17 protein-coding genes are annotated in these 19250 nt (G+C 67.9%); 9 read left to right on the forward strand and 8 right to left on the reverse strand.

All coding sequences use genetic code 11. From position 1 onward, the window contains the following. The 4 genes from DQP57_RS23340 to DQP57_RS23355 form a co-directional block, all read right to left on the reverse strand. Nucleotides 1-1092, reverse strand: a 1092-nt coding sequence (locus tag DQP57_RS23340; protein ID WP_205869213.1) for a lytic transglycosylase domain-containing protein, incomplete at its 3' end; no start/stop codon positions are given. Nucleotides 1093-1199: 107 nt separating this feature from the next. Next, nucleotides 1200-1742 carry a DUF1003 domain-containing protein gene (locus tag DQP57_RS23345; RefSeq protein WP_112634998.1) on the reverse strand — a complete coding sequence of 181 codons (543 nt, stop codon included), beginning with the start codon at nucleotides 1740-1742 and terminating at the stop codon, nucleotides 1200-1202. Continuing rightward, entirely contained in the window at nucleotides 1739-3046 is a 1308-nt protein-coding gene (locus DQP57_RS23350; protein ID WP_112634999.1) for a magnesium transporter MgtE N-terminal domain-containing protein, read from the reverse strand. Before DQP57_RS23350 ends, DQP57_RS23345 begins: the two co-directional genes overlap by 4 nt. A gap of 61 nt (nucleotides 3047-3107) precedes the next feature. Then, nucleotides 3108-3704 (reverse strand): DUF4190 domain-containing protein, encoded by a 597-nt coding sequence (locus tag DQP57_RS23355; protein WP_112635000.1) that lies wholly within the window; start codon nucleotides 3702-3704, stop codon nucleotides 3108-3110. A 233-nt stretch (nucleotides 3705-3937) separates the two neighbouring features. Here DQP57_RS23355 and DQP57_RS23360 point away from each other — a divergent pair, with 233 nt between their 5' ends. The 6 genes from DQP57_RS23360 to DQP57_RS23385 are packed head-to-tail and all read left to right on the forward strand — an operon-like array spanning nucleotide 3938 to nucleotide 9436. Further along, nucleotides 3938-4462 carry a general stress protein gene (locus tag DQP57_RS23360; protein WP_066880302.1) on the forward strand — a complete coding sequence of 175 codons (525 nt, stop codon included), beginning with the start codon at nucleotides 3938-3940 and terminating at the stop codon, nucleotides 4460-4462. Between the two features lie 21 nt (nucleotides 4463-4483). Then, entirely contained in the window at nucleotides 4484-5896 is a 1413-nt protein-coding gene (locus DQP57_RS23365) for an extracellular solute-binding protein (protein WP_112635001.1), read from the forward strand. Further along, on the forward strand, nucleotides 5893-6822 hold the full coding sequence (locus DQP57_RS23370) for a carbohydrate ABC transporter permease (protein WP_430920060.1): 930 nt from the start codon (nucleotides 5893-5895) through the stop codon (nucleotides 6820-6822). The genes DQP57_RS23365 and DQP57_RS23370 overlap by 4 nt, the downstream gene beginning before the upstream one ends. Before the next feature lie 16 nt (nucleotides 6823-6838). Further along, nucleotides 6839-7663, forward strand: a complete 825-nt coding sequence (locus DQP57_RS23375; protein ID WP_165821887.1) for a carbohydrate ABC transporter permease — start codon at nucleotides 6839-6841, stop codon at nucleotides 7661-7663. A gap of 4 nt (nucleotides 7664-7667) precedes the next feature. Beyond that, nucleotides 7668-8846 (forward strand): ABC transporter ATP-binding protein, encoded by a 1179-nt coding sequence (locus DQP57_RS23380; RefSeq protein WP_112635002.1) that lies wholly within the window; start codon nucleotides 7668-7670, stop codon nucleotides 8844-8846. Next, nucleotides 8843-9436, forward strand: a complete 594-nt coding sequence (locus tag DQP57_RS23385; protein ID WP_112635003.1) for a suppressor of fused domain protein — start codon at nucleotides 8843-8845, stop codon at nucleotides 9434-9436. Before DQP57_RS23380 ends, DQP57_RS23385 begins: the two co-directional genes overlap by 4 nt. A gap of 15 nt (nucleotides 9437-9451) precedes the next feature. Here the strand turns inward: DQP57_RS23385 and corA are convergent, their stop codons facing one another. Beyond that, entirely contained in the window at nucleotides 9452-10552 is a 1101-nt protein-coding gene (corA, locus tag DQP57_RS23390; RefSeq protein ID WP_112635011.1) for a magnesium/cobalt transporter CorA, read from the reverse strand. A gap of 191 nt (nucleotides 10553-10743) precedes the next feature. On the opposite strand from corA, the gene DQP57_RS23395 reads away from it, so the two are divergent. From DQP57_RS23395 to DQP57_RS23405, 3 genes are all read left to right on the forward strand, one after another. Then, the gene (locus tag DQP57_RS23395; protein WP_112635004.1) at nucleotides 10744-11733 is read left to right on the forward strand and encodes a malate dehydrogenase; all 990 of its coding nucleotides are present in this window, start codon (nucleotides 10744-10746) and stop codon (nucleotides 11731-11733) included. A gap of 75 nt (nucleotides 11734-11808) precedes the next feature. After that, nucleotides 11809-13017 (forward strand): NAD(P)-dependent malic enzyme, encoded by a 1209-nt coding sequence (locus DQP57_RS23400; RefSeq protein WP_112635005.1) that lies wholly within the window; start codon nucleotides 11809-11811, stop codon nucleotides 13015-13017. Beyond that, a complete protein-coding gene (locus DQP57_RS23405) occupies nucleotides 13014-13886 on the forward strand; it encodes a glycine betaine ABC transporter substrate-binding protein (protein WP_112635006.1) in 873 nt (290 codons plus the stop codon). The genes DQP57_RS23400 and DQP57_RS23405 overlap by 4 nt, the downstream gene beginning before the upstream one ends. Nucleotides 13887-13893: 7 nt before the next feature. On the opposite strand, the gene DQP57_RS23410 is transcribed toward DQP57_RS23405, so the two are convergent. The 3 genes from DQP57_RS23410 to DQP57_RS23420 form a co-directional block, all read right to left on the reverse strand. Continuing rightward, complete coding sequence (locus DQP57_RS23410) at nucleotides 13894-14745, reverse strand: SDR family NAD(P)-dependent oxidoreductase (RefSeq protein ID WP_112635007.1); 852 nt, start codon at nucleotides 14743-14745, stop codon at nucleotides 13894-13896. A gap of 108 nt (nucleotides 14746-14853) precedes the next feature. Next, nucleotides 14854-15681 carry an SDR family NAD(P)-dependent oxidoreductase gene (locus DQP57_RS23415; RefSeq protein ID WP_112635008.1) on the reverse strand — a complete coding sequence of 276 codons (828 nt, stop codon included), beginning with the start codon at nucleotides 15679-15681 and terminating at the stop codon, nucleotides 14854-14856. Between the two features lie 82 nt (nucleotides 15682-15763). Next, nucleotides 15764-19250, reverse strand: a 3487-nt coding sequence (locus tag DQP57_RS23420; protein WP_205869214.1) for a multifunctional oxoglutarate decarboxylase/oxoglutarate dehydrogenase thiamine pyrophosphate-binding subunit/dihydrolipoyllysine-residue succinyltransferase subunit, incomplete at its 5' end; no start/stop codon positions are given.

Consider the following 19250-nt stretch of genomic DNA (forward strand, 5'->3'; position numbering starts at 1 on the left):
GCTGATGCAGATCACCGTGCAGCCGGGGATCTGAGCCGGGGCCTGCTGGGGCGTGGGCGTCATCCACGGGAACATCGGCTGGGGACTGCCGAGCGCCGGGCTGCTCAAATCGATCAGCGGGACGCGAGCGAGCGGGTCGTCGAGCGGCAGGCCGTTGATGTTCATCGGCAGGTTGGGCCCGAGCCCTTCGGGGTGCTCGAGGTGCGCGTCGCCCAGCGGCGGCGGTGGACCCGTCATCGGCGGCAGGTCGACCGGCACGACGCCCGTGGCGTAGGCCGCCGCCCAGCCCAACACGTTCTGCGCGTAGGGCATCGAGTTGTTGTAGCGCAGGATCGCGGTCAAGACCTGCGACTGATCGCGCAGGTTGAGTCCGCCGCTGCACAGATACCGGGCGGCCGCCAGCGTTGCGTCGAAGATGTTCTGCGGATCCGCCACGCCGTCGCCCTTGCCGTCGGAGGCGTAGCGGGCCCAGGTCCCCGGCAGGAACTGCATCGGTCCCATCGCGCGGGCGTAGGTGACCCGGTTTCCGGCGCTGCTTTGGATGATGGTTTCGTTGCCGGGCAGCGTGCCGTCCAGGGACGGGCCGTAAATCGGGGTGATCGCGGTGCCGCGCGCGTCCACCGCGCCGCCGCCCGCGTGCCCCGATTCGATGCGCCCGATCCCCGCCAACAGGTTCCAGCTGACGCCGCAGCCGGGGACGGCGACGGCCATCTTCTGTTCCGCGCTGCGGTAGGCGGCCAGCGCGATACTTGGAATGCCAAGGGCGCCAGGCGCATTCACGATCATCGCGGGCGGCGGAGCCGACAACGCGGGCTCGGCGACGTGAAAGAGCGTGGGACCGCGGTCGATCGCGACGACGGCGGGCCCGGTGAGGTCGGGGAAAGTCGGGGACACGGCGGCCACCGGGGTGACGGCGGCGTGGACCGGGGGCATTCGCATCGGAAGCGAGGGGGCCGTTGCGCTGACCGCCCCCGCGAAAACCAGTGGAGTAATCATTGCCACGCCGAAAATCGGCTTGCGCGTGTTCCGAAGTGCTCGCTGCCGCACAGTCGCGGCGGCGGGGCTTTCACCCCGGCTTCCCCCAATGCGCACTCGACCGTCCTAGTTATGTGAGCTGGGTCCACTTTCTGTTAGCTCGGTGAACCAGATCACCATACATAACTCTTGTGACACGAGTGGCGCAATGGTGCAAACGGTTCTCACCTGGATTTCTTAGCCGTTCGATCGAGGCCGTCGCCGCCCTGAACCGGCTCGGCATCCGCGGTGCCCGGCTGCAGGTTTGCCAGGAGTTCGCGCAGGTCATCGAGCTCGTGGCGCAGGTATTCACGGGTCGCCACCTCGCCCACGGCCAGCCGCACCGCGGCCAGTTCGCGGGCCAGGTACTCGGTGTCGGCCTTGGTCTGCGCCGCCCGACGGCGGTCGTCTTCGAGCGCCACCCGATCCCGGTTCTCCTGACGGTTCTGGGCCAGCAGGATCAGCGGCGCCGCGTAGGCGGCCTGGGTCGAGAAGGCCAGGTTCAGCAGGATGAACGGGTAGGGATCCCAGCGCAGTCCCACGGCGAACAGGTTCAGCGCGATCCACACGAAGACCACGATCGTCTGCAGCAGGAGGTACCGGCCGGTGCCGAAGAAGCGGGCGATCGACTCGGTGAACTGTCCGACGGTTTCGGGATCCAGCCGCGGCGAGTACCTGCGCGATGTCCGCGGGGTGTAGAGGCCTCGCGGAGCGGTGGACTTGCTCACGCGGATCCTCCCAGTCCTTCGAGGCGGCCTGCGGTGTCGAGGTCTTGCATGTCCACCCGCCAGTCGTGCGGCAGCAGGTGATCGAGCAGGTCGTCGACGGTGACCGCCCCCACCAGATGGTTCTGGTCGTCGACGACGGGCCCGCACACCAGGTTGTAGGCGGCGAGGTAGCGGGTCACCGAGACCAGCGGTGTCTCGGGCGTCAGCGTCAGCAGGTCGCTGTCGACGATCCCGCCGACCAGCTCGGCCGGCGGCTCGCGCAGCAGGCGCTGCAGCGCCACACACCCCAGGTAGCGGCCGGTGGGGGTGGCCGTGGGCGGACGCACCACAAACACCATGGACGACAGCGCGGCGGACAGGTCGGGGTCGCGGACGCGGGCCAGCGCCTCGGCGACCGAGGTGTCCGGCGTCAGCACCACCGGGTCCGAGGTCATCAGCCCGCCCGCGGTGTCGGGCGAGTGGGTGAGCAGCCGTCGCACCGTGGCGGAATCCCCGGGATCCATCCGCGTCAGCAGCATCTCGGCGTCGGTCGGATTCAGCACGCCCAGAAGGTCGGCCGCGTCGTCGGGATCCATCTCCTCGAGCACGTCGGCGGAACGCTCGGTGCCCAGCTGCGACAGCACGTCGGCCTGATCCAACTCGGGCAGCTCCTGCAGGATGTCGGCCAGCCGGTCGTCGTTGAGCGCCTTGAGCACCTCGTAGCGGCGCTTGGCCGGTAGCCCGCGGATGGCGTCGGCAACGTCGACGGGTTTGCGGCCCTCGAACTGATCCAGCAGCTGAGCCACGCCTTGGCCCGGCAGCGCCAGGGCCGACGGGGTCAAGCCCTGCACGTTGTGCCAGTCGACGACGTGCACGGGGCCGCGCCGCCCCAGCCGGCGCTGGCTGCGCACGGCGACCCGGCTGATCATCCAGTCCCGCGTTCGGGTCTGCTCGATTCCCAGGTCGGTGACCACCACGTCCAGCCCGGCCAGTTCCGGCAACTCGGGATCGTTGACCTTGACGACGGTGTCGAGCACCTGGCCGATCGCCAGCACCTCGCCGGGCCGCTGCACGAAATGGCGCAAGGAGACGTTGCCGGTACTCAGCGTCACGGCGTTGGGCTCGATGGAGGCGACCCGCAAGATCGGGATGAAGATGCTGCGCCGCGTGGCCAGGTCGACGACCAACCCCAGCACGCGCGGTTGCTGGCGCACGATGCTGATGCTGATGACGACATCGCGCACCCGGCCGACGGATTCACCGAGCGGGCCCAGCACCAGCATGCGCGACAGGCGCGCGATGTACACCCTGTTGACCGATCCCATGGAAGTAGAGCCTAGGCAGCCGCGGGTCTCATGGCAGACAGCCCGGCCCCGGCGCGCTTGACTAATGCGTGCGCATCGCGAAGAGCACGATCACAAAAGTCACCAGCAGCGTGGCGATTCCGATGACGATGCCGGCGACCGCCAGGCCGAAGCCGTCCTGACGGGTCCGCTTGATCTGATCCAGTGCGATCGCGCCCAGCACCATGGCAACGATCGAGCCGAGGCAGCACAGCAGGCCCGTGAAGGAGGCGACGAGCGAGGCGATCGCCAGCCCGTTCGTCCCGGGCTGCGCTGCCGTAGGTCCATAGCCGCCCTGGTAGTCCGGCGTCGGGTAATAGCCGCCCGGATATGCGGGCGGGCCGTAGGTGGGTGGGCCGCCGAAGGCCGGGGGCGGATAGGCCGGGCCGGCATAACCGGGCGGTTGCTCGTATCCGGGTGGGGGAGGAACGGGCGGCGGGTAGGACGGCGCATACCCGGATGAATAGTCGGACGAGTAACCCGGCCCGGGGTACGGCGGCGGTGCCGCTTCGGGCGGCGCGGCGGGCGGCTCCCAGGGCGCGGTCGGTTCAGGCTGCTCCGGGCGTCCGCCGTCGGCCGGCGCCGAGCCGGCCTTGTCGTCGTGGGCGCCCTCGTCGAAGCCACCCCCGGGAGCTGTCATGGTGTTCAACCTAACCCATGCGCAGGTGGTGGGTGCCGCCGCGAATCGCCGCCGGATCAACGCGGATGCCGCACCGCTTTCGGGGCGCACCGGAGCGAAATCCCCGGCCCGTCGCGCCGCCGGGGCGGGTTGGCGCCGCCGAACGCATGGCGTTTCCGCAGGTGACCAAACGTCGATAGGGTGAAGAAGCCCTGAGATGAAACCATGGCCGAGGCGGAGGACAATGAGCGGCGATGACTAATCCTTTCCAGCCCGGGCAGGTTCCCGGCGCGACGCCTGCGGGCGCGGCGGGGCGCCGCGGGGCGCCCGGCCTCCCGACGCCGCCGCGGGGCTGGCCGGTCGGGTCCTACCCCACCTACGCCGAGGCGCAGCGCGCCGTGGACTACCTGTCCGACCAGCAGTTCCCCGTGCAGCAGGTGACCATCGTCGGCGTCGACCTGATGCAGGTGGAGCGGGTCACCGGCAGGCTGACGTGGCCGAAGGTGCTCGGCGGCGGCGTGCTCAGTGGGGCGTGGCTGGGCCTGTTCATCGGCCTGGTGCTGGGCTTCTTCAGCCCGAACCCGTGGGGGGCGCTGGCCACGGGTCTGGTCGCCGGTGTGTTCTTCGGGTTGATCACGTCCGCTGTTCCGTATTCGATGGCCCGCGGTACCAGGGATTTCAGTTCGACCATGCAGCTGGTAGCCGGCCGCTACGACGTGCTCTGTGATCCGCAGAACGCAGAAAAGGCGCGGGATCTGTTGGCGCGCTTGGCGATCTGAGCCGCGCGCGAGAGGTGTGAATTGGTGATTCGTCGCGGGCGGGCGCGCCGGATAGGCGCGATCGCGCTCGCGACGGTGGTCATCGCCACGGCGGTATCGGCGTGCGGTCCCGGTAGCCATGGTGTCGTCATCAGCTTCTACACCACGGCCGCCGACAGCGCGACCTTCACGACGGTCGCCCAGGACTGCACGAGGCAATTCGATGGCCGCTTCGCCATCCAGCAGATCAGCCTGCCCCGCGCCCCCGGCGAACAGCGTCTGCAGCTGGCGCGACGGCTCACCGGTCGCGACCGGACGCTGGACGTGATGTCGCTGGACGTGGTGTGGACGGCCGAGTTCGCCGAAGCGGGTTGGGCGTTGCCGCTGTCCGACGATCCCGAGGGGCGCGCCGAGTCCGACGCCACGGTGGACACCCTGCCGGGCCCGCTGGCGACAGCGCGCTGGCGGGGCAAGCTGTACGGCGCTCCCGTCACGACCAACACCGAATTGCTGTGGTACCGGCCTGATCTGGTGCCCCAGCCGCCGCGTACCTGGGACGCCATGGTGTCCGAGGCCGGCAGGTTGCACGCCACGGGACAGCCCAGCTGGATCGGCGTGCAGGCCAACGAGGGCGAAGGTCTGGTGGTCTGGTTCAACACACTGCTGGCGAGCGGGGGCGGTCAGGTGCTCTCCGAGGACGGCCGCCGGGTCACGCTGACCGACACGCCCGCGCACCGGGCGGCCACCGTCGCTGCGCTGCGGGTGCTCAAGTCGGTGGCCGTCGCGCCCGGAGCCGATCCCTCGATCAGCCGGACCGACGAGAGCACCGCGCGCTTGGCGGTCGAACAAGGCCGGGCCGCGCTCGCCGTCAACTGGCCGTACGCACTGGCATCCCTGCTGGAGAACGCGGTCAAGGGCGGGGTGCCCTTCCTGCCGCTCAACCGGAATCCCATGCTGGCCGGCAGCATCAACGACACCGGCACCTTCGTGCCCGATGACGAACAATTCCGGATCGCGTATGAGGCCAGCCAGAAGGTGTTCGGGTTCGCGCCGTATCCCGGTGTCGCACCGGGCCGGCCGGCCAAGGTGACGATCGGCGGGGCGAACCTGGCGGTGGCCAGCACCTCGCGTCATCGCGCCGAAGCCTTCGAAGCGATCCGCTGCTTACGAAATCTGGTGCACCAGAAGCATGTTGCGATCGAAGGTGGGTTGCCGCCGGTGCGCGCGTCGCTGTATTCGGACTCGCAATTCCAGGCCAAATATCCGATGTACACCATCATCCGCCGGCAACTCACCGACGCCGCGGTGCGCCCGGCGACGCCGGCTTACCAGGGTGTGGCGATTCGGCTCGCCGCGACGCTGAGCCCGATCGCCCAGATCGACCCCGAACGCACCGCCGACGAACTCAGCGCTCAGGTGCAGAAGGCGATCGACGGGAAGGGACTGCTGCCGTGACCGCCGCGGTCTCCGAATCCCGCACCGCGCCAGCGTCTTCGGTGACGCGGCGGGGCCGGCCCTCGGAACGCAGATTGGCGTTTCTTCTGGTCGCCCCGGCGGGGGTTCTGATGCTGCTGGTGACGGCGTATCCGATCGGGTACGCCGTGTGGTTGAGCTTGCAGCGCAACAACCTTGCCGTCCCCAACGACACCGCGTTCGTCGGCCTGAACAATTACGTGACGGTCCTGACCGACCGCTACTGGTGGACCGCGCTGGCGGTGACCCTGGCCATCACGGTGGTCTCGGTCTGCATCGAATTCGTGCTGGGGCTGGCGCTGGCACTGGTGATGCACCGCACCGTGATCGGCAAAGGCCTGGTGCGCACCGCGGTCCTGATCCCGTACGGCATCGTCACCGCGGTCGCGTCCTACAGCTGGTATTACGCGTGGACGCCGGGGACCGGTTATCTGGCCAACCTGCTACCGCGGGGCAGCGCACCGCTGACCGACCAGATCCCGTCGCTGGCGATCGTCATCGTCGCCGAGGTATGGAAGACAACACCTTTCATGTCGTTGTTGTTGCTGGCCGGTTTGGCGCTGGTCCCCGAGGATCTGCTGAAGGCCGCCCAGGTCGACGGCGCCGGCCCGTGGCGGCGGCTGACCAGGGTCACCCTGCCAATCATCAAGCCGGCGGTGGTGGTCGCGCTGTTGTTCCGGACGCTGGACGCGTTCCGCATTTTCGACAACATCTACGTGATCACCAACGGCGCCAACAACACCGGATCGGTGTCGATGCTGGGCTACGACAACCTGTTCAAGGGCTTCAACCTCGGGCTCGGGTCGGCGATCAGCGTGCTGATCTTCGGATGTGTGGGTCTCATCGCGTTGCTGTTCATCAAGGTGTTCGGCGCGGCGGCCCCCGGGGGTGATGTCGATGGCCGCTGACCGGGCGGGCCTGTCGATCGGCGCGCGGCGCACCGCGGTCTGGGCCGTCATCGACACCCTGGTAGCGGTGTATGCGCTGCTGCCCGTGCTGTGGATCTTCAGCCTGTCGCTCAAGCCGAGCTCAACGATCAAGGACGGCAAGCTGATTCCGTCGTCGATATCGCTGGACAACTATCGCGGCATCTTTCGCGGTGACTTCTTCTCCTCGGCGCTGATCAACTCCGTCGGAATCGCCTTGATCACCACCGCGATCGCCGTGGTGCTCGGTGCCATGGCGGCGTACGCGATTGCCCGGCTGGACTTTCCGGGCAAGCGAGTGCTGGTGGGCGCCACTCTGTTGATCACCATGTTCCCCGCGATCTCGCTGGTGACTCCGTTGTTCAACATCGAACGCTTCGTGGGCTTGTTCGACACGTGGCCCGGGTTGATCCTGCCGTACATCACGTTCGGGCTGCCGCTCGCGATCTACACGTTGTCCGCCTTCTTCCGCGAGATCCCCTGGGATCTGGAGAAGGCGGCGACAATGGACGGCGCGACACCGGCTCAGGCGTTCCGCAAGGTGATCGTGCCGCTCGCCGCCCCCGGGGTGGTGACGGCGGCGATCCTGGTGTTCATCTTCGCCTGGAACGATCTGCTGCTGGCGTTGACCCTGACCGCCACCAAGGCGGCCATCACCGCGCCGGTGGCGATCGTGAACTTCAGCGGCAGTTCACAGTTCGAGGAGCCGACCGGGTCGATCGCGGCCGGCGCCGTGGTGATCACCGTACCCATCATCGTTTTTGTTCTAATCTTCCAACGACGAATCGTCGCCGGGCTGACCTCTGGCGCTGTGAAGGGATAACTCGATGGCCGAGATTGTGCTGGATCATGTCAGCAAGAGTTACCCGGACGGCGCGACGGCGGTGCACGACCTGAATCTCACGATCGCCGACGGCGAATTCCTGATCCTGGTGGGCCCGTCGGGCTGCGGCAAGACGACGACTCTGAATATGATTGCCGGGCTTGAAGACATCTCATCCGGTGAGCTGCGCATCGGCGGAGAACGGGTGAACGAGAGGGCGCCCAAGGACCGCGACATCGCGATGGTGTTCCAGTCCTACGCGCTGTACCCGCACATGACGGTGCGGCAGAACATCGCCTTTCCGCTGACGCTGGCCAAGATGAAGAAGTCCGAGATCGCACAGAAGGTCGAGGAGACGGCGAAAACCCTTGACCTGACCGAACTTCTGGATCGCAAGCCGTCGCAGTTGTCGGGTGGGCAGCGTCAGCGGGTGGCGATGGGCCGGGCCATCGTGCGTCATCCCAAGGCGTTCCTGATGGACGAGCCGCTGTCGAACCTGGACGCGAAGCTTCGGGTGCAGATGCGCGGCGAGATCGCCAGGCTGCAGAAACGGCTGGGCACCACGACCGTCTACGTCACCCACGACCAGACCGAGGCCATGACGCTGGGCGATCGTGTGGTGGTGATGCATTCCGGTGTCGCGCAACAAATCGGCACGCCGGACGAGCTGTACGAGCACCCCGCCAACCTGTTCGTCGCCGGGTTCATCGGCTCGCCCGCAATGAACTTCTTTCCCGCCACGCTGGTGCCCGTTGGACTCAAACTGCCGTTCGGCGAGGTCATGCTGACCCCGGAAATCCAAGACGTGATCGCCCGGCATCCGCAGCCCGCGAACGTCATCGTCGGGGTGCGACCCGAGCACCTGTCCGACGCCGCGCTGATCGACGGCTATCAGCGCATCAGGGCGCTGACCTTCGAGGTGAAGGTCGACCTGGTCGAGTCGCTGGGTGCGGACAAGTACGTCTACTTCTCCACCGCGGCGTGGGCGGCGCATTCCGCCCAGTTGGACGAATTGGCCGCCGAATCGGATGCTCACGAAAATCAGTTCGTGGCAAGGGTTCCCGCCGAATCGACGGCGGCCATCGGGCAGTCGATCGAATTGGCGTTGGACACCGGCAAGCTGGCGGTCTTCGATGCGGACACCGGCGCCAATCTGACCATCGCACCGGCCGGGGCGCCGTGACACAGCATGGGGATCGCGTGCGCGCGCATCTACGGGCGCACTTCAGCGACGCCGAGCCCGATGCGGCCAGCGTGACATTCCTGGGCACCGAGACCATCGAGGTGCTGCGTTTCCGCGAGCCGGACACCACGGTGCACTACGTCACCCTGGGCTGCTCCCGCCACCCGATGACCGAACCGACGCTGGATATCGCCGACCCGTTGCGCGGACCGCGGGCCGAGATCGTGCTGCAGCTGCGCGATCCCGGGCCGATCACCGGCATCGCGCGCAGCCTGGCCATCCTGGCCGCGGCACCGGCCGTCGACGGTGTGGTGCTGTGCGCCGACGCGCTGGTCGATCTCGGCACGCCGCTGTGGACGTCCCCGTCGGCGCGGGTGCCGTTCACCGCGGTGCTGTTGGGCCGCAGCGAGATTGGCGATCTGCCGCTGGATCCGCCCCGCGACCCCGTGCAGTTCCTGTCGGCGACCCCGATCACCGCGACCGAAGCCGCCTGGGTGCGGCTCAAGGGAGCCGAGGCGATGCGCCAAGCGTGGGACAACGACGGCGTCGACGTGCTGGACCCGAATCGCCCTGCCGCACAACCCGGTTGACGAGCCCGCGCCGCGCTAGAGCCAATTGTTGCGCCGGAACTGGAAGTACAGTCCCACGCAGGCGACGGTCATCACGGCCATGATCCCCGGGTACCCCCAGGTCCAGTTCAGCTCCGGCATGAAATGGAAGTTCATCCCGTAGATGGCGGCGACCATGGTGGGCACCGCCAAGATACCGGCCCAGGCCGCCATCTTGCGCATGTCGTTGTTCTGCTGCATCCCGACCCGGGCCAGCGCCGCCTGGATCAGCGAGTTGAGCATGTCGTCGTAGCTGGCGATCTGGTCGGCGGCCTCGGAGTGATGGTCGGCGACGTCGCGCAGGTAGCGGCGCACCTCTTTGGAGATGACGTCCTTGTTGTCCATCTGGATGCGATGGAACGCGGCCGACAACGGATTGACGCACCGGCGCAGTTCGACCACTTCGCGCTTGAGCAAATAGATCGGTTCGACGTCGATCTTGCTGCCGGGCGCGAACGCCAGCCCTTCGATGCCGTCGATGTCGGACAGCATCAAACTGCTCACCTCGAGGTAGTGGTCCACCACGTGGTCGGCGATCGCGTGCATCACCGCGTAGGGGCCCAGCCGCATCTGCTCGGGGTCGCCGTCCATCCGCTTGCGCACCTCGGACAGTCCGCCGTGTTCGCCGTGGCGGACCGTGACCACGAAATCCCTGCCGACGAAGACCATGATCTCGCCGGTCTCGACGATCTCGCGGGCCAGCACCACCGATTCGTGCGGGACATAGTTGACGGTCTTGAGCACGAGGAACAGGGTGTCGTCGTAGCGCTCCACCTTGGGCCGCTGATGGGCGCACACCGCGTCTTCCACCGCCAGCGGGTGCAGCCCGAACACGTCGGCCACTTCCTGCATCTCGGACTGGCTGGGCTCGCGCAGGCCGACCCAGACGAATCCCTCCTGCCCCTGCGTTTCGATCTCGCGCACCTTGTCCAGCGCGGCCGCGTAGCCGAGCTTGCCCGGCAACCGCTCGCCGTCGGCGTAGACGGCGCAGTCGACCAGCGTCTGCGTGGGCGGCTCGGGGGCCGGGGTCGGCTTCGGTTGCGGTTCGTGCGCCAGCGGGCGCAGCGCTTCGGGCAGTGCGTCAAAACCTTGGAACACATCCACCTCCCACCAAGCGCAGGTCCGACTCAGGCGGTGCTCCATGCTACGCGTCCCGGCTGTTCAAAGCGCGACGATCAGGTGTCGGGAAAGCCCTGGTAGTGGACCGGAGATCGGCGGCCGAGGAGAGTGCGCTAGTTTCGAGCCGAAACCCGAATCTGCACGAACTTCTCCACAAGGAGTACATCGAAGTGAGCGCAAGTCCTCTCAAGGTCGCTGTCACCGGCGCCGCCGGCCAGATCGGCTACAGCCTGTTGTTCCGCCTGGCGAGCGGCTCGTTGCTGGGCCCCGACCGCCCGATCGAGCTGCGACTCCTTGAGATCGAGCCCGCGCTCAAGGCGCTCGAGGGCGTCGTGATGGAGCTCGACGACTGCGCGTTCCCGTTGCTGTCCAACGTGGAGATCGGAGCGGACGCGAACAAGATCTTCGACGGCGTCAACCTGGCCCTGCTGGTCGGCGCGCGGCCGCGCGGCCCGGGCATGGAGCGCAGCGACCTGCTCGAGGCCAACGGCGCGATCTTCACCGCGCAGGGCAAGGCGCTCAACTCCGTCGCCGCCGACGACGTCCGCATCGGCGTGACCGGCAACCCGGCCAACACCAACGCGCTGATCGCGCTGAGCAACGCCCCCGACATCCCCAAGGAGCGGTTCTCCGCGCTGACCCGCCTGGACCACAACCGGGCGATCTCGCAGCTGGCCAAGAAGACCGGCGCCGCGGTGACCGACATCAAGAAGGTGACCATCTGGGGTAACCACTCGGCCACCCAGTACCCCGACATCTTCCACGCCGAGGTCGGCGGCAAGAACGCGGCCGAAGTCGTCAACGACCAGAACTGGATCGAGAACGACTTCATCCCGACCGTCGCCAAGCGCGGCGCGGCCATCATCGACGCGCGCGGCGCGTCCTCGGCCGCCTCGGCCGCTTCGGCGACCGTGGACGCCGCCCGCTCCTGGCTGCTGGGCAGCCCGGAGGGTGACTGGGTGTCGATGGCGGTGTACTCCGACGGCTCCTACGGCGTGCCCGAAGGGATCGTGTCGTCGTTCCCGGTGACCACCAAGGACGGCAACTGGTCGATCGTGCAGGGGCTGGAGATCGACGAGTTCTCCCGCGGCCGCATCGACAAGACCACCGCCGAGCTGGTCGACGAACGCAGCGCCGTCACCGAACTGAAGCTGATTTAGCGTGGTCTGGGTCGTCCTTGTATGACCCACATCACCAATTAGGCCTACTAATGGGTAGTCAGTACCCTGAAGCGCGTGTCCGAATTGCTTGAATCGATACAGACGCACGCCGAGCAGGGCGTGATCACCGACGCGGAGATCTTCGAGGCACACGTAGGCGGCAAGCTTTCGGTAGGCCTCACGTCGCCTCTGGACACCCAGCGCGCGTTGTCGATCGCCTACACGCCCGGCGTCGCACAGGTCAGCCGGGCGATCGCCGCCGACCACACTCAGGCGGCCCGCTACACCTGGGCGAACCGGCTGGTGGCCGTGGTCAGCGACGGCAGCGCGGTGCTGGGCCTCGGTGACATCGGGCCCGCCGCGTCGCTGCCGGTGATGGAAGGCAAGTGCGCCCTGTTCCAGGCGTACGGCGGGCTCAACGCCATCCCGATCGTGCTGGACACCAAGGATCCCGACGAGATCGTGGAAACCCTGGTGCGGCTGCGCCCGACGTTCGGCGCCGTCAACCTCGAGGACATCTCCGCCCCGCGCTGCTTCGACATCGAGCGTCGCCTCATCGAGGCGCTGGACTGCCCGGTGATGCACGACGACCAGCACGGCACGGCGATCGTGGTGCTGGCCGCGCTGATGGGTGCCAGCAAGCTGCTCGGCCGCGACATGACCTCGCTGAAGGTGGTGGTCTCCGGGGCCGGCGCGGCCGGTGTCGCGTGCACCAATCTCCTTATGGTGATGGGTGTTTCGGACATCACCGTGCTCGACTCGCGCGGGATCCTGCATCCGGGTCGCGACGACATGAACGACGTCAAGGTGGCGCTGGCGCAGCGCACCAACCCCGCCGGCCTGACCGGCAGCCTGGCCGAAGCCGTCCGGGACGCCGACGTGTTCCTCGGATTGTCGGGGGGCGTGGTGCCCGAAGAGATGATCGCCACCATGGCGCCGGGCGGGATCGTGTTCGCGCTGTCCAACCCCGACCCCGAGATCCACCCGCAGATCGCCGCCAAGTACGCCTCGGTGGTCGCCACCGGCCGCAGCGATTTCCCGAACCAGATCAACAACGTGCTGGCCTTCCCCGGGGTGTTCCGCGGCGCGCTGGACGCCGGCGCCCGCCGGATCACCGAAAAGATGATGGTCGCCGCGGCCGAGGCGATCTTCTCCGTCGTCAGCGACGACCTGGCGCTCGACCGGATCGTCCCCAGCCCGCTGGACACCCGGGTCGGCGACGCGGTCGCCACCGCGGTGGCACTGGCCACGGAAGCCGCAGACACGGCCGTCGCCGCGGGGTGAGAATCGGCAGGCTGGCGGTGCCGCTGCTCGCCGCCGTACTCGCCGTCGCCGGTTGTGCGACCGACACCGGTGACCGTCGCGCCCGCACCGAAGTGGTGGTCGGTTCCCGGCCCGACCCCGACTCGGCGCTGCTGGCCGGCGTCTACGTCGCCGCCTTGCGGTCCTACGGATTCGGTGCGCGCTTCCAGCCGACCGCCGACCCGAAGTCCCAATTGGATTCGGGCGCAGTCACCGTCGTTCCCGCCTTCACCGGCCGCGTGCTGCAAGCGCTGCAACCCGGCGCGACGGCGATGTCGGACAAGGACGTCTACCGCGCGATGATCGCCGCGCTGCCCGAGGGCGTCGCGGCGGGCGACTACACCACCGCGGCGGAGGACAAGCCCGTGTTGGTGGTGAGCCAGCCCACCGCCAAGGCCTGGGGCGGCAGCGATGTCAGCGCGGACCTGGCCACGCTGCCGCGCCACTGCGACGGCCTCGTCGTCGGCACCGTGGGCGGACACCGGGAACCGTCGACCATCGGCCCCTGCCGGCTCGCCGCGCCGCGTGAATATCCCGATGGCGCAACGATGTTCGCCGCTATTCGGGCCGGTCAGCTGACCGCGGGGTGGACCACTACGGCCGACCCCGGCGCTCCCGGCGACCTGATCGCGCTGGCCGACGGCAAGCCCGCACTGATCCGCGCGGAGAACGTGGTGCCGCTGTATCGACGCAACGCGCTCAGCGAACGACAGTTGCTGGCGATCAACGAGGTGGCCGGCGTGCTGGACACCGCCGCCCTGGTCGAGATGCGCCGCCAGGTGCGCGCCGGTGCCGACCCGCAGGCGGTGGCGGGCGGCTGGCTGGCCGAACACCCGCTCGGCCGCGGATAGTCGCCAGTCAGCGCTTGGGCAGCAACCGGGTGACGAAGTCCCGGACCCGGCTCATCACGGGGCCGCCGACCAGTCGCTCGTAGTTCGGTCCGGCAAGCCGCACCAGCAGGTCCATCGCCTTGACGTCCGGACCGACCAGCACCCGCGCCTTGTTCTTGCGCACGCCGTCGAGGATGAGCTGGGCGGCTCGCTGCGGGGTGGTCTTGGCCTGCTGCTCCTCGAACACGGTGGCCAACTCGGCGTGGTCGAGGCCCTCGACACCGGTCGCGTTGCGGGCGAACGCGGTCTTGATGCCGCCCGGATGCACCGTCGTCACCCGCACCGGGTGACCGGCGTGCGCCATCTCCTGGTGCAGCGCCTCGGTGAAACCGCGGACGGCGAACTTCGCCGAGACGTAGGCCGCCTGGCCGGGCGCCGAGAACAGGCCCAGCGCGCTCGAGATGTTGATGACGTGCCCGTCGCCGGAGGCGATCAGGTGGGGCAGGAAGGCCTTCGTGCCGTTGACCACACCCCAGAAGTCGACGTCGATCACCCGCTCGATGTCCTTGAACCGGCTGTCCTCGATGGAACCGATGAAGGTGATGCCGGCGTTGTTGTAGATCTGGTTGACCTGACCGAAGTGCTCGTTGACGGCGTCGGCGTAGGCCAGGAAGGCTCCGCGTTCGGTCACGTCGAGCCGATCCGACTTGAAGGCCGCGCCGATCGCCGCCAGCTGTTCGGCGGTCTTCGCCAGTCCCTCGGTGTCGACGTCGCTGATCGCCACCTTGGCACCCGCCCGGCCCAGCTCGACCGCCAACGCCTGGCCGATACCGGAACCCGCCCCCGTGACCACGGCGACCTTGCCGGCGAACGTATCCATGCAAACTCCCTTGACCAGGCTTGACCGCTTGACGCTAATCGTTACCAGCGATGCTGGCTACAGCAGGGCGAAACGCTGAATCAGCGGCCCTCGACACTGAGAGATCGATCACTGCTTGGGCATCAGCCGGCCCATCACGGGGCCGAAGAGCTGCTGGTAATACGGGCCCGCCAACCGCACCATCACGTCCAGGAGTTTGGCGTCCGTGCCGACCAGAACCCGCGCCTTCTTCTTGCGGACCGCGTCGAGGATGATCGTGGCGGCGCGCTGCGGGGTGGTCCTGGCGAGCCGCTTGTCGAACAGCTTGGCCAGTTGCTCGGGGTCGAGGCCCTCGGCCGCGGTGGCGTTGCGGGCGATCGCCGTCTTGATGCCGCCGGGATGCACCGTGGTGACCGCCACCGGGTGGCCGGCCGCCGCCATCTCCTGGCGCAGCGCCTCGGTGAAACCCCGCACGGCGAACTTCGCGGAGTTGTAGGCCGCCTGCCCGGGCACCGCGAAGAGCCCGAACACGCTGGACACGTTGACGACGTGCCCGTCGCCGGAGGCGATCAGGTGCGGCAGGAACGCCTTGGTGCCGTTGACGACACCCCAGAAGTCGACGTCCATCACCCGCTCGATGTCCTTGAACTGGCTGACCTCCACGTCGCCGGTGAAGGCGATGCCGGCGTTGTTGTAGACCTGGTTGACCTTGCCGAAGTGCTCCTTGACCGCGTCGGCGTAGGCCAGGAAGGCCTCACGCTCGGTCACGTCGAGCCGATCCGACTTGAAGGCCGCGCCGATCGCCTTCAGCTGCTCCTCGGTCTGGCCTAGACCCTCGAGGTCGACGTCGCTGATCGCCACCTTCGCCCCCGAGCGGGCCAGTTCCAGGGCGAGCGCCTGCCCGATACCCGAACCCGCGCCCGTCACCACCGCGACCTTGCCGGCGAACCCTTGCATGAGCACCCTTCCTTCTCGGCACGTTTGCGTCGAGGCTAGCCGGTACCAGCGGTCCCTGATACCCGCGGGTGGCCGAAGCCCGTCAGGCGAAGGCCGTGTCGAGGATCTCCTGCTGCTCGACGGCGTGCACCTTCGATGAGCCCGACGACGGCGCCGACATCGCCCGGCGCGAGATGCGCTTGAGCCCGGTCAGCTTGTCGGGCAGCAGCTCGGGCAGCTCCAGCCCGAACCGCGGCCAGGCGCCCTGGTTGGCCGGCTCCTCCTGGACCCAGAAGTACTGCTGCACGTTGGGGTAGCGGTCCAGCGTTTCGCCCAGCCGGCGTTTGGGCAGCGGGGCCAGTTGCTCGATCCGCACGATCGCCACGTCGTCACGGCTGTCCTTGGCCTTGCGGGCCACCAACTCGTAGTAGAGCTTGCCGCTGGTCAGCAGGACCCGGGTGACCTTGCTGCGGTCGCCGATGCCGTCCTCGTAGGTCGGCTCTTCGAGCACCGAGCGGAACTTGATCTCGGTGAAGTCCCTGACGTCGCTGACCGCCGCCTTGTTGCGCAGCATCGACTTCGGGGTGAACACGATCAGCGGACGCTGCACGCCGTCGAGCGCGTGCCGCCGCAACAGGTGGAAGTAGTTGGACGGCGTCGAGGGCACCGCGATCGTCATCGAGCCCTCTGCCCACAGCTGCAGGAAGCGCTCGATGCGGCCCGAGGTGTGGTCGGGGCCCTGACCCTCGTGGCCGTGCGGCAGCAGCAGCACGACGTTGGACAGCTGGCCCCACTTGGCCTCACCGGAGCTGATGAACTCGTCGATGATCGACTGCGCGCCGTTGACGAAGTCCCCGAACTGCGCCTCCCACAACACCAGGGCATCCGGATTGCCCACCGTGTAGCCGTACTCGAAGCCGACGGCGGCGTACTCCGACAGCGGCGAGTCGTAGACCAGGAACTTGCCGCCGGTCGGGGTGCCATCGGCGTTGGTCGCCAGCAGCTTGAGCGGCGTGAACTCCGCGCCGGTGTTGCGGTCGATGATCACCGAGTGCCGCTGGGAGAAGGTGCCGCGGCGGGTGTCCTGCCCCGACAGCCGCACCAACTTGCCCTCGGCCACCAGCGAGCCCAGCGCCAGCAGTTCGCCGAAGGCCCAGTCGATCTTGCCCTCGTAGGCCATCTCGCGGCGCTTCTCCAGCACCGGCTGCACGCGCGGGTGAGCGGTGAAGCCGTCGGGGAGCGCCAGGAACGCGTCACCGATGCGGGCCAGCAGCGCCTTGTCCACCGCGGTGGCCAGCCCCGCCGGCAGCATCTGGTCGGCCTCGACCGATTCGCTGGGCAGCGCGCCGTGTTTCTCCAGCTCGCGGACCTCGTTGAACACCCGCTCCAGCTGGCCCTGGTAGTCGCGCAGCGCGTCCTCGGCTTCCTTCATCGAGATGTCGCCGCGGCCGATCAGGGCTTCGGTGTAGCTCTTGCGCACCCCGCGCTTGATGTCGACGACGTCGTACATCGCGGGGTTGGTCATCGACGGGTCGTCACCCTCGTTGTGGCCGCGCTTGCGGTAGCACAGCATGTCGATGACGACGTCCTTCTTGAACTCCTGCCGGAAGTCGACGGCCAGCTTGGCCACCCACGCGCACGCCTCCGGGTCGTCACCGTTGACGTGGAAGATGGGCGCCCCGATCATCTTCGCGACGTCGGTGCAGTACTCGCTGGACCGCGAATACTCCGGCGCGGTGGTGAAGCCGATCTGGTTGTTGGCGATGATGTGGATGGTGCCACCGACGCGGTAGCCGGGCAGGTGGGTCAGGTTCAGGGTCTCGGCGACCACGCCCTGGCCGGCGAACGCGGCGTCGCCGTGCAGCATCATCGGCACCACCGAGAACGCCTTTTCGTCCCCTTGGTCCTCGGCGCCGTGGTCCAGCAGGTCCTGCTTGGCGCGCACCAGACCCTCCAGCACCGGGTCGACGGCTTCCAGGTGCGACGGGTTGGCGGTCAGCGACACCTGAATGTCGTTGTCGCCGAACATTTGTAGGTACACGCCGGTGGCGCCCAGGTGATACTTGACGTCCCCGGAGCCGTGCGCCTGCGCCGGGTTGAGGTTGCCCTCGAACTCGGAGAAGATCTGGGAGTACGGCTTGCCGACGATGTTGGCCAGCACGTTGAGCCGGCCGCGGTGCGGCATACCGATGACCACCTCGTCGAGCCCGTGCTCGGCGCACTGGTCGATCGCCGCGTCCATCATCGGAATGATGCTTTCCGCACCCTCCAGCGAAAACCGTTTCTGCCCAACATATTTGGTTTGCAGGAAGGTTTCGAATGCCTCGGCCGCGTTCAGCTTGCTCAAGATGAACTTCTGCTCGGCCACCGTCGGTTTGACGTGCTTGGTCTCGACCCGCTGCTGTAACCATTCCTGCTGTGCGGGATCGAGGATGTGGGTGTACTCGACGCCGATGTGGCGGCAGTAGGCGTCGCGCAGCAGGCCCAGCACGTCGCGCAGTTTCTTGTATTCGCAACCGGCGAACCCGTTGACTTTGAAGACCCGGTCCAGGTCCCACAGCGTCAGGCCGTGGTTGAGGATCTCGAGGTCGGGGTGGCTGCGGAATCGGCTGCCGTCCAGCCGCAGCGGGTCGATGTCGGCCATCAGGTGGCCGCGATTGCGGTAGGCCGCAATCAACTCCATCACCCGGGCGTTCTTGTCGACGATCGAATCCGGGTTGTCGGTGCTCCAGCGCACCGGCAGGTACGGGTTGCCCAGCTCCCGGAAGATCTCGTCCCAGAACGCGTCCGACAGCAGCATCTCGTGGATGGTGCGCAGGAAGTCGCCGGACTCCGCGCCCTGGATGATGCGGTGGTCGTAGGTCGAGGTCAGCGTGATCAGCTTGCCGATGCCCAACTCGGCGATGCGTTCCTCGCTGGCGCCCTGGAACTCCGCGGGGTACTCCATGGCGCCCACGCCGATGATGGCGCCCTGGCCGTTCATCAGCCGCGGCACCGAGTGCACCGTGCCGATGGTGCCCGGGTTGGTCAGCGAAATGGTCACGCCCGCAAAGTCTTCGGCGGTCAGCTTGCCATCGCGGGCGCGCCGCACGATGTCTTCGTAGGCGGTGACGAACTGCGCGAACCGCATGGTTTCGCAGCCCTTGATGCCGGCGACCACCAGGGAACGCTTGCCGTCCTTGCCCTGCAGGTCGATGGCCAGGCCCAGATTGGTATGGGCTGGTGTGACGGCGGTCGGCTTGCCGTCGATCTCGGCGTAGTGCCGATTCATGTTCGGGAACTTCTTGATCGCCTGCACCAGCGCGTAGCCCAGCAGGTGGGTGAACGAGATCTTGCCGCCGCGGGTGCGCTTGAGCTGGTTGTTGATGACGATCCGGTTGTCGATCATCAGCTTGGCGGGGACGGCGCGAACGCTGGTCGCCGTCGGCACGTCCAGCGACGCCGACATGTTCTTGACGACGGCAGCCGCGGCGCCGCGCAGCGTCTGCAGCTCGTCGCCCTCCGCCGGCGGGGGAGTGGCGGCTTTGGCCGGCCGCGGCGCGACCCCGTTGCCGGCGGCCGTGCTGACGGGGGGCGGTGGCGGCGTTCGT

It is taken from the genome of Mycobacterium colombiense (assembly GCF_003284935.1).
Classification (GTDB): Bacteria; Actinomycetota; Actinomycetes; order Mycobacteriales; family Mycobacteriaceae; genus Mycobacterium; species Mycobacterium arosiense_A.